The organism is Mycobacterium sp. TH-M82, assembly GCF_057473605.1.
Genome location: NZ_JBYCKY010000475.1, coordinates 1 through 12,813 on the forward strand (window position 1 = coordinate 1; position 12,813 = coordinate 12,813).

Consider the following 12,813-nt stretch of genomic DNA (forward strand, 5'->3'; position numbering starts at 1 on the left):
GCGGGGCCTTGCGGGCCTTCTTCAGGCCGTACTTCTTGCGTTCGGTGGCCCGCGGGTCGCGGGTCAAAAAGCCGGCCTTCTTCAGCGCCGGCCGGTCTTCGGGCGCCACCAGCACCAACGCCCGGGCGATGGCCAGCCGCAGCGCACCCGCCTGCCCCGACGGCCCGCCGCCGTCGAGGTGGGCGAAGATGTCGAAGCTCTCCGCCCGGTCCACGGTGACCAGCGGAGCCTTGATCAGCTGCTGGTGCACCTTGTTCGGGAAATAACCCTCCAGGCTGCGTCCGTCCAGGTCGAACTTGCCGGTGCCGGGCACCAGGCGTACCCGCACCACGGCCTCCTTGCGGCGCCCGACGGTCTGGATCGGACGGCCCAGATCCCTCAGCTCGCGCGGCTCGGTGGCCTGCGCCGCTTCGCCGGCGTCGGTTTCCCCGGTGGCTTCGGTCACGGTCTCTGTCACTGCGTCACCTGCTTGATCTCGTACGGGACCGGCTGCTGCGCGGTGTGCGGATGCTGCGGGCCGGCGTAGACGCGCAGCTTGCGCTTGATCTGACGACCGAGCTTGTTCTTGGGCAGCATGCCGATGATCGCCTTCTCCACGACGCGGTCGGGGTGGCGCTGCATCAGCTCACCGATGGTCCGCTTACGCAGCCCGCCCGGGTAGCCGGAGTGGCGGTAAACCAGCTTGCTGCGCAGTTTGTCACCGCTGATGGCGACTTTGTCGGCGTTGACGATGATGACGAAGTCGCCGCCGTCGACATTCGGCGTGAACGTCGGCTTGTGCTTGCCGCGCAGCAGCGTTGCCGCCGCGACAGCCAGCCGGCCGAGCACCACGTCGGTGGCGTCGATGACATGCCACGACCGTGTGGTGTCACCCGCCTTCGGCGTGTAGGTGGGCACCAGGCTTACCTCTTTCGATTCGGGTTCGGGCACCGGTCAGGCGTCGACGGCGGGGCGTTCTCGGCGACCGGCATCGACCCGAGGACCCGCGTGTACCGCGCGCCAACGACGCAGCTTACCGGTGGATATCGGCGCAGGTCAAAAATGGTCAACGGGAAAGAGTGGGGTTGCCGGTGTGGCCCCGACGGCTCCCCTCCGTCAGGGCCACACCGCGTTCCTGGAGGTGCCGGGCGGCACCTTGCCCACCTTGCCCGTGGCTACCGAACCCAGGCGCCCGCGGCCCGGCGGTCGGCGTGAGCCACGTCGGCCGCGCCGTCCCGGACGGCGGCACCGAGATTGAACAGGATCTGGTTGAGCGCGGCCGCCGCCTGGTGCCATGTGAGCTGCTCGGCGCGGTAGCCGCCGGCGGCTTCCCGGGTCCACACCTCCTGCAGCGGCGCGACCTGGGCGCGCAGGTCCTCCAGCGCGCCGTTGAGGCGGGCGGCCGTGGCGTGGATGTCCTGGCGGACGACGTATTCGATCTCGTCGAAGTTGTACGACAGCACCGGTTCCATGGCTAATTCCTTTCCGTTCAGATGCCGCCGCCGGCTGCAGCGACGTGGTGGGAATGACCCTCGGCCGCTTCGCGCAGCACGCGTTCGTTGTGGCGGATGGTCTCGGCGATGCCCCGCAGGGCCTCGTGCAGTCGCACCGACTCGGTGTTCCAGCGGTCCACCACGTCGTGAAACCGCGCCGCCGCGGGCCCGGCCCACACCGCCGCCGGCACGCCGCGCATCCTGCCGATGAACGCCTGCAGCGTCGCCCGGATCTCCTCGTTGCGGGTGTCGGTGGCCGCCGCGACGGCGCGCATCACCTCGAAGTCGGTGCTCAGTGTGGACACATCTCCCCCTTCTCGTCGCTGACATCTCGTTTGACTGCGCCGCGACACTTTTGGTTCCGTTTCTCTCCAGTCTCTCCAGCGAACAGCCGCCCGGGCGTGCGGTCCCGGGGCGTTGTTGCCCTGCCGGTAGGCGTCCGGCGCCGGCTGCATCTGGACGAAGACACGCCGCCGAATTGATCACCCGCCGTGTTACATGTAACCTTGGTGGATGGCCAGCACACGAGAGCGGGTGCGAGAACATCGGCGACGGTTGCGTGCCCAGGGGCTTAGGCCTGTTCAGATTTGGGTGCCCGACGTTCGGGCGCCGGAATTCGCCGCAGAAGCTCACCGCCAGTCGGCCGCCATCGCCGCCAGCGAGCAGGAGGCCGACGATCAAGCTTTTGTCGACGCTATCTCTTTCGGCTGGACCGCCGAGGGCGAGCCCGCCGAGTGAGGCGAGGCGATATCCACGTCGCTGCTGCACGAGGTGTCTATACGGGCAAGCCAAGACCGGTCGTCATCGTTCAGGATGATCGATTTGATGCGACCACCTCGGTCACGGTCTGTCCGCTGACAACCAACCCCGTCGAGGCGCCGCTGAGCCGGATCGCTGTGGAGCCGACAGCGGCAACCGACATTGAGCAGCCAAGCAAAATCATGGTTGACAAGATCACCACAATGCCGCGGGCGAACGTGCGCGAGCGTGTCGGCCGTCTCACCGATAGCGACCTCATCCGACTCGATCGCGCACTGCTGGTGTTCCTCGGGCTTGCCGAATAAGCGGGCTTGCCGATTAGCAGGAGCCCGCTGGCCGACGATGACACGCAGCCGGTTGGCCGGCTACGTCGACACGTTGGTGGCCCGCGCCGACGCCGATGCGGTGCGCCAGCGCCACAAACGCCACCAGGACCGAGAGATCACCATCTGGGGTGACGTCGACGGCGTGACCGAGATCGGCGGCCGGCTGTTCACCACCGTCCCCGGCAAGCGGGAGGTGCCAAGCAACTTGCCGATGGGACGCTGATCTGGACCGCTCCGACCGGGCACACCTATGTGAGCACCCCAGGCAGCGCCCTGCTCTTTCCCGCCCTATGCATCCCCACCGGTGACCTCACCCCACCTGAAACCACACCCGAGCCGCCCACCGACCGCTGCGCCGGCCGCACCGCCGCGATGCCCCAACGCCGCCGCACCCGCGCCCAAAACCGTGCCCGCTACATCGCCTCCGAACGCCGGCGCAACCAGCAGGTCCACCAGGCGCGCCGAGCCGCCCGCCAAGCCTTCTGGACCACCCCCACACCACCAGCCAACTCCGACGACGACGACCCGCCACCCTTCTAGCGACCGCCGTGACGAGCCGACACACAATGCCCGGCCCGGCCATGATCAGCGCAGCAGATGCCGCGCCATCACCACCCGCTGAATCTGGTTGGTGCCCTCGTAGATCTGAGTGATCTTGGCGTCGCGCATCATCCGCTCGACCGGGAAGTCGGTGGTGTACCCAGCGCCGCCGAAGAGCTGTACGGCCGACTCGGTCACGTCCATGGCGGCGTCGGAGGCGAGGCACTTCGCGGCCGCGGAGATGAATCCGAGGTTGGACTCGCCGCGTTCGGCGCGGGCTGCGGCGGTGTAGACCATCAGCCGGGCGGCTTGGACTTTCACCGCCATGTCGGCCAGCTCGAACTGCACACCCTGAAAATCGGCGATCGACCTGCCGAACTGCTTGCGGTCCTTGGTATAAGCGATCGTGGCATCCAACGCGCCCTGCGCGATGCCCACGGCTTGCGCGCCAACGGTGGGACGGGTGTGGTCGAGGGTCTGCAGTGCGGTCTTGAACCCGGTGCCCGCTTCGCCGATGATCCGGTCGCCGGGGATGCGGCAATTCTCGAAGTACAACTCGGTGGTCGGCGAGCCCTTGATGCCCATCTTCTTCTCCTTGGGCCCGACGCTGAAACCCTCGTCATCGCGGTGCACCATGAACGCCGAGATGCCGTTGGCGCCCCTGTCCGGATCCGTCACCGCCATCACCGTGTACCACGTCGACTTGCCGCCGTTGGTGATCCAGCATTTCGTTCCGTTGAGAATCCAGTCTTCGCCATCGGCACGCGCCCTGGTCCGCATCGACGCCGCGTCGCTGCCGGCCTCCCGTTCGCTCAATGCATACGAGGCCATCGCCCCCTCGGTTGCCAGGCTCGGCAGCACCTGCTTTTTCAGCTCCTCCGACCCCCGCAGGATCAAACCCATGGTGCCCAGTTTGTTCACCGCCGGGATCAGCGACGCCGACGCGTCGACGCGGGCTATCTCCTCGATCACGATGCAGGCGGCCACCGAGTCCGCGCCCTGACCGCCGTACTCCTCGGGAATGTGCACGGCGTTGAAACCCGAGGAATTGAGCGCCGCCAGCGCTTCCTCGGGGAACCGGGACCGCTCGTCCACGTCGGCGGCGTACGGCGCGATCTCCTTTTCGGCCAGCGCCCGAATCGCCGCCCGCAGCTCATCGTGCTCTTCGGGCAGTTTGAACAGATCGAACGACGGGTTGCCGGCCCAGCCAGCCATCTCGGCCTCCTTGCTACTCGCCGGTGAATTTACCCTGCAGTGCTTCGTCTTTGACCACCACCGCCTCGGCCAGCCGATCCTGGTACGCCACCAGCCGGGTCCGCAACGCCGCATCCGCGGACCCCAGGATGCGCACCGCCAGCAGCCCGGCGTTACGCGCACCGCCGATCGACACGGTAGCCACCGGGACCCCGGCCGGCATCTGCACGATGGACAGCAGCGAGTCCAGCCCGTCCAGGCACGCCAACGGGACGGGCACCCCGATCACCGGCAGCGGCGTGGCGGCAGCGACCATGCCCGGCAGGTGGGCGGCACCGCCCGCCCCGGCGATGATCACCTCGATGCCGCGCCCGGCCGCGTTCCGGGCGTAGTCGAACATCCGCTGCGGGGTGCGGTGCGCCGAGACCACCCCGACCTCGAAGGGGATGTCGAACTCGGCCAGCGCGTCGGCAGCGTCGGCCATCACCGACCAGTCACTGTCGCTGCCCATGATCACGCCGATCCGGGGCTGTTGGGTCATGGGTGTCCTATCCGTTGATCCACCGTGCGTGCGACAACCAGTGTGCCGCGAGTTCGGCACGGGCACTCAGCTTCACCCACTCCCCCGCATCCCCGGAATTCGACCCGAGCAGGTTGACGTGTCCGATCTTGCGGCCCGGGCGTTCGCGCTTACCGTACAGGTGGACACGGGCGTCGGGCATCCTCGCAAACAGGTGATGCAGCCGTTCGTCCATGGCCATCGCCGGTGGCTGCGGGGCACCGAGCACGTTGGCCATCACGGTAACCGGCACGATGGCGTCGGTGTCGCCGAGCGGATAGTCCAGCACCGCACGCAGGTGCTGTTCGAACTGGCTGGTACGTGCTCCGTCCATGGTCCAGTGCCCGGAGTTGTGCGGCCGCATCGCCAGCTCGTTGACCAACAGCTCCCCCTCGTGCGTCTCGAACAGCTCGACGGCCAGCACCCCGATGACGCCGAGCGCGTCCGCCAGCCGCAGCGCCAATTGTTGTGCGGCCGAAGCCAAGCCGTCAGACAAATCCGGTGCGGGCGCGATCACCTGCACGCAAATCCCGTCGCGCTGCAGAGTCTGCGCCACCGGCCACGCCGCGCCCTGGCCAAAAGGGGATCGAGCGACCAGCGCCGCGAGCTCTCGGCGCATGGCGACCCGTTCCTCGACCAGGACCGGAACACCGGCGGCCAGGTGGCCGGCGACGATGTCGCGGGCCCGGGCCAAGTCGTCGGCGATGGCCACGCCGCGACCGTCGTACCCGCCGCGCGCCGCCTTGACCACGATCGGGACGCCGACCTGCTCGAGGAAGTCGTCCAGGGAGCTGACAGTGCCGGTGGCGTCGACTGTGGCGTACCGCGGCACCGGCACGCCCAAGGCCGCCAACCGTTGCCGCATCACCCGTTTGTCCTGGGTGCAGACAACCGCCTGCGGCGGCGGTGCCACGTTAACGCCCTCGGCGACCAGTGTTTCCAGCAGCTCGGTGGGGACGTGCTCGTGGTCGAAGGTCAACACGGTGGCGCCGGCAGCGGCGCGGCGCAGGTCGTCCAGGCTGGTGTGCGAGCCGATCACCAGGTCGGGGGTGACCTGGGCCGCCGGGTCGTCGGCAGCGACGGCCAGCACCCGCAGGCTCTGGCCCAGGGCGATCGCCGCCTGATGGGTCATCCGGGCCAGCTGCCCGCCGCCGACCATGGCGACGAGCGGCTGCGCGGGCGCAGGTGACCCGGGCGGCCCGGCGGGTGAGGTATCCGGCACGGACATCATCGTGTCACGTGCGCCGTCGCCAGCAGGTAACGACCGTTATCGCATCGTTACCCGCAGGTGGGACGTGGTACGTAAACTGGCGTCCTATGTCCTTCACCGACGCGACGATCGCCCGGCTGCCGGGGGTCATCCGGCCGATGGCCGAGCGTCACCATGAGCTGATCAAGTTCGCCATCGTCGGGGCGACCACGTTCGTCATCGACTCGGTACTGTTCTACACGCTCAAGCTGACGATCCTGGAGCCCAAGCCGGTGACCGCCAAGGTCATCTCCGGGATCGTCGCGGTGATCGCGTCCTACATCCTCAACCGGGAGTGGAGCTTCCGTGACCGCGGCGGGCGCGAGCGCCACCACGAAGCGGCGCTCTTCTTCGCGGTCAGCGGCGTCGGGGTGCTGTTGTCCATGGCGCCGCTGTGGTTCTCCAGCTACGTGCTGCAGCTGCGGGTGCCGACGGTGTCGCTGACCATCGAGAACATCGCCGACTTCATCTCGGCCTACCTCATCGGCAACCTGCTGCAGATGGCGTTCCGGTTCTGGGCTTTCCGCCGCTGGGTGTTCCCCGACGAGTTCGCCAGTGGCGGCGACACGGCGCTGGGCGCGACGTTGGAGGACGCGGCCCTGGCCGAGGCGATCGAGGACGCGCTGGAAGGCGGTTCCGGTGCAGATCTGGTCACGTTGTTCCGGCGACCGGTCCGTCAGTCGGGCCGGGCGTCGAGGGTGTCGAAGACCTCCTGATGTAACAGTGCGTGGCACTGCCACTGCCGCATATCGCCCAAATCACCGCGAACACGACGTTCGCACATGGGTGACGTCCCCGGCCGCGACGGCCTCCGACCCAGCGCCGGTGTCGATGCGCAACCGGCCCAGCTCGTCGATCGCCTCGGCGACGCCCTCCACTGTCCGGTCGCCGGGCAGACTGGCCCGCACCCGGGTGCCCAGCGTCCGGCTGCAGCGCTGATAGTCGGCCATCAGTGCCGGTTCCGCGCCGCCCGCGGTCCGCCAGGCCTCGATGCGAGCCGCCAGCCGGTGAAGTATCGCCCGGGCCAATCTGTTCCGGTCGGTTACCGGGGCGCCGAGCATCGCCAACGAGGTGGCGATGGGGTCGGGCGCCTCGTCAGCGGTCATCGTCACGTTCAGACCGAGGCCGACGACGACGACCGGTTTGGGCGCGGCCACCTCGGCGAGGATGCCGGCCAGTTTGCCGTCGCCGACGACGACGTCGTTGGGCCACTTCAGGCCCGCCCCGATACCGGCCACCTCGGCGAGTGCGTCGGCCACCGCAACGCCCGTCGCCAGCGGCAGCCAGCCCCATCCTGAGGTCGGGACCGCGTCCGCGGCCACCCCGACCGACAGCGCCAGCTGGGCGCGTGGCGGGGCCGACCAATGCCGCCCAAGGCGACCGCGGCCCGCCGTCTGATGTTCGGCCAGCAGAACGACGCCGTCGATGTCCTCGCCGGCGCCGGCCCGGGTCAGCAGATCGGCGTTGGTGGAGCCCGTTTGGTCGACCACGTCGAGCGCCCGCCACGGCAGACCCGGACCGGCCAGCCGGTCGCGCAGTGCGGACCCGTCGAGTGGAGGTCTTTCTGAGTCGTCACCCATCATGGATGACCCTAGAGCGTGTCGAACAACATGACATCACCGTGCTGATGAGCTTCGATCACGGATTTGACGTCTGTCCCGGGATCATGACTCGTGCGTTCTGCTCGGATTCGACCGGGTGGCCGTGGTCAACTTTTGTCTACGTGGTCCAGGTTTTTGACCGCGATCGGGTCGTTCTCCGTCATACCGACGTCCGCCGCGCCGCCGGGTGAGCCGAGTAATGCGAAGAAGTCGGCGTTGATCTGGGTGTACTGGCTCCACTCGTCGGGCAGGTCCTCTTCGATATAGATGGCTTCGACCGGGCACACCGGCTCGCAGGCGCCGCAGTCGACGCACTCGTCGGGCTGGATGTAGAGCATGCGTGCGCCTTCGTAGATGCAATCGACCGGACATTCGTCGATGCAGGACTTGTCTTTGACGTCAACACACGGTTCGGCAATCACATAGGTCACAATTGTCTCCTCCCTACCGCTTGTCGAGATGGGCGACGCGGCATGTTCGTCGGATCGGAATCAGCCCCGCCCGACCCACGGCAGCTTCAGCACATTGCCGACGACGTCGAACGCCCGGAACCACGCTAGCGTGCGAGATCACGACAAACTTTTCGTAGGCTGGACGTTGATCCCGCACTCGGTCTTGTTGAACCCGGCCCAGCGCCCGCTGCGCGGGCCGGCGCCTTTCTTCGGCTTGGCCGTGTTCGGCCGGCAGCCGATAGACGGATAGCCTTCTGCGATCAAGGGATTGACCAGTACCTGGTTCTCGGCGATGTGGTCGGCCATCTCCCGATCGGACCACGCGGCCAGCGGGTTCAGCTTGACCAGTTTGAACAGCTCGTCGAAGCTGATCAGTGGGGCCTTGGCACGGTTAGGCGTATCGACGCGTCGCAGCCCGGTCACCCATGCGGAGAAGCCGGACAGTGTTTTGGACAGCGGGACGACTTTGCGCAGCCTGCAGCACTCGTCGGGGTCGGTGCGGCACAGGCTCGTGCCCAGCTCCAGCACCGAGGGCTCGGGATGGATGGTGAGCAAACGGACGTCGTAGGTGGCCTCGACCGCATCACGCATCCCGAGGGTTTCGGCGAACTCGTTGCCAGTGTCGACGAACAGTACCTGGACTCCCGGTCGCACTTTGGCCGCCAGGTCCACCAACACGGCATCCTGCATGTTGGAGGCCACCACGTAGCCGTCGCCGAAAGTTTCGTCGGCCCAGCGCAACAGGTCGGTGGCACTGGCACCGTCCAACTCGGCGGCCCCGCGCGCCGCCAGTTCGCGCAGCTGCGCTTCGGGTAAACGGTTCACCTGACCGTTCATCGTCGTTCTGCCCTCCCTTACTCTCAGCGCAGGTCGACTTCGTCGGCTCGCAGTGCCCATTTCGCGAAGCTCTCGCCATCGTGTCGCTGATCGACGAAGTGGTGCACCACCCGCTCGATGTAGTCGCCGAGCTCGGTGCTAAGCACCTTGTGCTGGCGTAGCTTACGGCCGAAGCCGCTTTCGGCGCCCAGGCTGCCGCCGAGGTGCACCTGGAAGCCCTCCACCGTGTTGCCCTCGCCGTCATCGACTATCTGGCCCTTGAACCCGATGTCAGCGACCTGAATCCGAGCGCATGAGTTGGGGCATCCGTTGAGATGGACCGTGATCGGCACGTCGAGTCGAGCGTTGATATCGGCGAGCCGGCGTTCGAGCTCGGGCACCAATGTCATGGCACGGACGCGGGTCTCGGTGAACGATAGCTTGCAGAACTCGATACCGGTGCAGGCCATCAGGTTCCGGCGCCAGTCCGACGGCTGCGAAAGGAGGCCACGCCTGTCCAGACCGGCCACCAAGTCGTCGACCTTATCGTCGGCAACGTCGAGAATGACCAACTTCTGATACGGCGTCAACCGGGCCCGGTCCGACCCGGCCTGCTCCATCAGGTCGGCCGCCGCAGAGAAAATCCTGCCTGAGACGCGTCCGGCAATCACGGCCACGCCGACAGCGTTCAGCCCGTTCTTGATGCGCTGCACCCCGACGTGATCGATCGGATGCGCGGGCGGCTCGGGCGCTGGGCCGTCGATGAGGCACCGCTTGAGGTACTCGGTTTCGAGAACCTCACGGAACTTTTCCGTACCCCAGTCCTTGACCAAAAACTTGAGCCGCGCCTTCGAACGCAGCCGCCGGTAGCCGTAGTCGCGAAACAGGGCGGTCACCGCCTCCCACACCTCGGGCACCTCGCCAAGCGGCACCCAGGCACCGATCCGCTGAGCCAGCATCGGGTTGGTGGACAGCCCACCGCCAACCCACAGATCCAGCCCCGGGCCGTGCTCGGGATGCTTGACGCCGATGAACGCCACGTCATGAGTCTCGTGAGAAACGTCTTGCAGACCCGATACCGCGGTCTTGTACTTGCGTGGCAGGTTCGCAAACTCGGGATTGTCCAAAAAACGCTGCCGGATTCCTTCGATCGCCGGGGAAGCATCGAGCACTTCGTCGAGGGAATCACCGGCCAGCGGTGAGCCGTGGATACCGCGCGGGCAGTCGCCGCAGGCCTCGATGGTCGTCAAGTCGACGGCGGCCAGCCGCCGCCAGATCTCGGGAACATTCTCGATCTCGATCCAATGGATCTGCAGGTTCTCCCGGTCGCCGATATCGGCGGTGTCACGACCGAACTCGGTCGAGATCTGACCCAGCGTGCGCATGGCATCCACCGACAACGGTCTGCCGTCGGTGCGCACCCGCATCATGAAGAAGCGGGCCTCGATGGTGTCGATGTTTTCGTCACCGGTCCAGGTGCCGTCATAACCTTGCTCGCGCTGGGTGTAAAGGCCCATCCAGCGGTACCGGTTACGCAGATCCGTCTTGTCGATGCTGTCGAAACCCTGCTTGGCGTGGATGTTTTCGATGCGGGATCGGACGTTAAGCGGAGCGTCGTCCTGTTTGAGCTGCTCTTTGTCGTTGAGGGGTTCACGCTCGCCCAGAGCCCATTGGCCCTCGCTGCGAGTCTTGGCGCGACGCGGTGTGGTGATGTGGAGTCCTCCTTCCTTGTGGTCGGGCGGCCCGCCGATAGACGCATCTTCACGTTGGGTAGCCCAGCTGCCGAGACGTCAACGTCTCCGTTCCTGCATGTCGACGCCGTGGGTCGCTATCGCGCGGACAACTCAGGACGATATTGTTGCTGGTTGTCGTTCCAGCTTCACCGCTTGCCCCTTACCGTGGCTGGAATCGCGCTACTATTCTGCTGTGTGTTCGCTGCCCGGCTCACGGTAGAGCCACAACGGGCAGCGTCACTCCCCGCAATGGGTTGAACGGTGCACGCACGCCAAATCATGATCACCCGCTCGGTGGGCGGGCGGAACTTCGCGATCTCGACGTGTACTGTGCGGTCTAGGTTCTCGCCGCCCCCGAACGCACTGGCGACCCGATTGTCGAAGGCGGCCGGCGCATGCGTGCTCAACGGCATCTATGCCGGGTACCCATCATCGACTGTGTGGCAAACCTTCTGCCGTCTGTCTGTTTGGCATCCCGCTGAAGGTCAGCCATCGCGCAGCTCTGCTATGTGAGTCGTGGGGATCACGGCCATCCACCACAGCCCACGCCGGGCAAACAGCCTCCTCCGCCGCCGGGCCCACCCCATCCGGTGGGACCGCCGGGGATCTGACCCCCACCGCCACCGGGCCCACCCCCGCCGGTGGGACCGCCGGGGATCTGACCCCCACCGCCGCCGGGCCCACCCCATCCGGTGGGACCGCCGGGAGCGGGCGCCTGCTTCGATTGCGGTTCGAGCGGTGTCGTCGTGGTGTTCGTTGTGGTCGTGGTGGTGGTCGTGGTGGTGGTCGTGGTGGTGGACGTCGGTGTGCGTTCACCGCCGCCACCGCATCCGACCGCTAACGACAAAGCGGCTGCACTGCCGAGCACCGCCATCGCCAACTTGCTTTGCGGTCTCATCGCCGACTCCTTAGTTGTGCGCTCGACTCCGTCGTTCACCTTAACGTTTCCCACTTCATGGTTCCAGCCTTGAATCGACGACGGCATCTGCATCCCGGTGCGTACCGGCTGTGGATATCAAGCCCAGCATGCGACCGTCGATGGCGCCCAATCAACCGGCCGCGACTAAGCTCGACGTTTATGACCAGCAGTACCGGCCACTCAGCGACGACTCCGGTGGAATCGAAAGCCGAGCACACGATCGACATCCACACCACCGCGGGCAAGCTTGCCGACCTGCGCCGCCGCAGCGAGGAGGCACTGCACCCCGTCGGTGAGACCGCGGTCGAGAAGGTGCATGCCAAGGGCAAGCTGACCGCCCGCGAGCGCATCCTCGCCCTGCTGGACGACGAGTCGTTCGTCGAACTCGACGCACTTGCCAAGCACCGCAGCACCTACTTCGGCATGGACGCCAAGCGGCCCCTCGGCGACGGCGTGGTCACCGGCTACGGCACCATCGACGGGCGCGACGTGTGCATCTTCAGCCAGGACGCCACAGTGTTCGGCGGCAGCCTCGGCGAGGTCTACGGCGAGAAGATCGTCAAGGTGCAGGAACTGGCCATCAAGACCGGCCGCCCGCTGATCGGCATCAACGACGGCGCCGGCGCCCGCATCCAGGAGGGTGTGGTCTCGCTCGGCCTCTACAGCAACATCTTCTACAACAACATTCAGGCCTCCGGCGTGATCCCGCAGATCTCGCTGATCATGGGCGCCGCCGCCGGCGGGCACGTCTACTCCCCCGCGCTGACCGACTTCGTGGTCATGGTCGACCAGACCAGCCAGATGTTCATCACCGGACCCGACGTGATCAAGACCGTCACCGGCGAGGACGTCACCATGGAGGAGCTCGGCGGCGCGCACACCCACATGACAAGGTCCGGCACCGCGCACTATGTCGCATCCGGCGAGCAGGACGCCTTCGACTACGTCCGTGACCTGCTCAGTTATCTTCCGCCCAACAACTACGCCGATCCCCCGCGCCACCCGGCGGCGGCCCCCGAGGGCGCTATCGAGGACAACCTCACCGACGAGGACCTGGAGCTGGACACGCTGATCCCGGATTCGCCGAACCAGCCCTATGACATGCACGAGGTCATCACCCGCATCCTCGACGACGACGAGTTCCTGGAGATCCAGTCCGGCTACGCCGGCAACATCGTGGTCGGGTTCGGACG

Annotated in this window: 18 protein-coding genes; 6 read left to right on the forward strand and 12 right to left on the reverse strand. The window is 66.8% G+C overall.

What is annotated here, in order from left to right; all coding sequences use genetic code 11:
- The 4 genes from rpsI to AC2VON_RS14615 form a co-directional block, all read right to left on the reverse strand.
- On the reverse strand, positions 1-445 hold a 445-nt coding region (gene rpsI, locus AC2VON_RS14600), incomplete at its 3' end, for a 30S ribosomal protein S9 (RefSeq protein ID WP_486953602.1).
- An 8-nt stretch (positions 446-453) separates the two neighbouring features.
- On the reverse strand, positions 454-897 hold the full coding sequence (gene rplM, locus AC2VON_RS14605; protein WP_486953587.1) for a 50S ribosomal protein L13: 444 nt from the start codon (positions 895-897) through the stop codon (positions 454-456).
- A 257-nt stretch (positions 898-1,154) separates the two neighbouring features.
- Positions 1,155-1,451 carry a WXG100 family type VII secretion target gene (locus AC2VON_RS14610; RefSeq protein WP_486953588.1) on the reverse strand — a complete coding sequence of 99 codons (297 nt, stop codon included), beginning with the start codon at positions 1,449-1,451 and terminating at the stop codon, positions 1,155-1,157.
- 17 nt (positions 1,452-1,468) lie between these two features.
- Positions 1,469-1,768: a WXG100 family type VII secretion target gene (locus AC2VON_RS14615; RefSeq protein WP_486953603.1), complete on the reverse strand. Its 300-nt coding sequence runs from the start codon at positions 1,766-1,768 to the stop codon at positions 1,469-1,471.
- A 217-nt stretch (positions 1,769-1,985) separates the two neighbouring features.
- On the opposite strand from AC2VON_RS14615, the gene AC2VON_RS14620 reads away from it, so the two are divergent.
- Genes AC2VON_RS14620 through AC2VON_RS14635 form a run of 4 tightly spaced genes read left to right on the forward strand, consistent with a single transcriptional unit; the run spans position 1,986 to position 3,097 of the window.
- The gene (locus tag AC2VON_RS14620; RefSeq protein ID WP_486953589.1) at positions 1,986-2,210 is read left to right on the forward strand and encodes an antitoxin MazE family protein; all 225 of its coding nucleotides are present in this window, start codon (positions 1,986-1,988) and stop codon (positions 2,208-2,210) included.
- Complete coding sequence (locus AC2VON_RS14625; RefSeq protein WP_486953590.1) at positions 2,207-2,536, forward strand: type II toxin-antitoxin system PemK/MazF family toxin; 330 nt, start codon at positions 2,207-2,209, stop codon at positions 2,534-2,536. The genes AC2VON_RS14620 and AC2VON_RS14625 overlap by 4 nt, the downstream gene beginning before the upstream one ends.
- Positions 2,537-2,573: 37 nt before the next feature.
- Entirely contained in the window at positions 2,574-2,780 is a 207-nt protein-coding gene (locus AC2VON_RS14630) for a DUF222 domain-containing protein (protein WP_486953591.1), read from the forward strand.
- 29 nt (positions 2,781-2,809) lie between these two features.
- Positions 2,810-3,097: a hypothetical protein gene (locus AC2VON_RS14635; protein ID WP_486953592.1), complete on the forward strand. Its 288-nt coding sequence runs from the start codon at positions 2,810-2,812 to the stop codon at positions 3,095-3,097.
- A gap of 45 nt (positions 3,098-3,142) precedes the next feature.
- Here AC2VON_RS14635 and AC2VON_RS14640 read toward each other — a convergent pair whose 3' ends face one another.
- The 3 genes from AC2VON_RS14640 to AC2VON_RS14650 are packed head-to-tail and all read right to left on the reverse strand — an operon-like array spanning position 3,143 to position 6,081.
- Entirely contained in the window at positions 3,143-4,312 is a 1,170-nt protein-coding gene (locus tag AC2VON_RS14640) for an acyl-CoA dehydrogenase (RefSeq protein WP_486953593.1), read from the reverse strand.
- Positions 4,313-4,325: 13 nt separating this feature from the next.
- A complete protein-coding gene (gene purE / locus AC2VON_RS14645; protein WP_486953594.1) occupies positions 4,326-4,832 on the reverse strand; it encodes a 5-(carboxyamino)imidazole ribonucleotide mutase in 507 nt (168 codons plus the stop codon).
- Positions 4,833-4,839: 7 nt separating this feature from the next.
- Complete coding sequence (locus tag AC2VON_RS14650; protein WP_486953595.1) at positions 4,840-6,081, reverse strand: 5-(carboxyamino)imidazole ribonucleotide synthase; 1,242 nt, start codon at positions 6,079-6,081, stop codon at positions 4,840-4,842.
- Positions 6,082-6,167: 86 nt separating this feature from the next.
- Here AC2VON_RS14650 and AC2VON_RS14655 point away from each other — a divergent pair, with 86 nt between their 5' ends.
- A complete protein-coding gene (locus tag AC2VON_RS14655) occupies positions 6,168-6,815 on the forward strand; it encodes a GtrA family protein (protein WP_486953596.1) in 648 nt (215 codons plus the stop codon).
- Positions 6,816-6,857: 42 nt separating this feature from the next.
- Here AC2VON_RS14655 and AC2VON_RS14660 read toward each other — a convergent pair whose 3' ends face one another.
- The 5 genes from AC2VON_RS14660 to AC2VON_RS14680 form a co-directional block, all read right to left on the reverse strand.
- Complete coding sequence (locus AC2VON_RS14660; RefSeq protein WP_486953597.1) at positions 6,858-7,679, reverse strand: biotin--[acetyl-CoA-carboxylase] ligase; 822 nt, start codon at positions 7,677-7,679, stop codon at positions 6,858-6,860.
- A gap of 128 nt (positions 7,680-7,807) precedes the next feature.
- Entirely contained in the window at positions 7,808-8,131 is a 324-nt protein-coding gene (gene fdxA / locus AC2VON_RS14665; protein ID WP_486953598.1) for a ferredoxin, read from the reverse strand.
- Between the two features lie 138 nt (positions 8,132-8,269).
- On the reverse strand, positions 8,270-8,989 hold the full coding sequence (locus tag AC2VON_RS14670; protein WP_486953599.1) for a phosphoadenylyl-sulfate reductase: 720 nt from the start codon (positions 8,987-8,989) through the stop codon (positions 8,270-8,272).
- Between the two features lie 23 nt (positions 8,990-9,012).
- On the reverse strand, positions 9,013-10,680 hold the full coding sequence (locus AC2VON_RS14675) for a nitrite/sulfite reductase (RefSeq protein ID WP_486953604.1): 1,668 nt from the start codon (positions 10,678-10,680) through the stop codon (positions 9,013-9,015).
- 544 nt (positions 10,681-11,224) lie between these two features.
- Entirely contained in the window at positions 11,225-11,599 is a 375-nt protein-coding gene (locus AC2VON_RS14680; protein WP_486953600.1) for a hypothetical protein, read from the reverse strand.
- Between the two features lie 180 nt (positions 11,600-11,779).
- On the opposite strand from AC2VON_RS14680, the gene AC2VON_RS14685 reads away from it, so the two are divergent.
- The coding region (locus tag AC2VON_RS14685; protein ID WP_486953601.1) for an acyl-CoA carboxylase subunit beta at positions 11,780-12,813 on the forward strand (1,034 nt) is incomplete at its 3' end.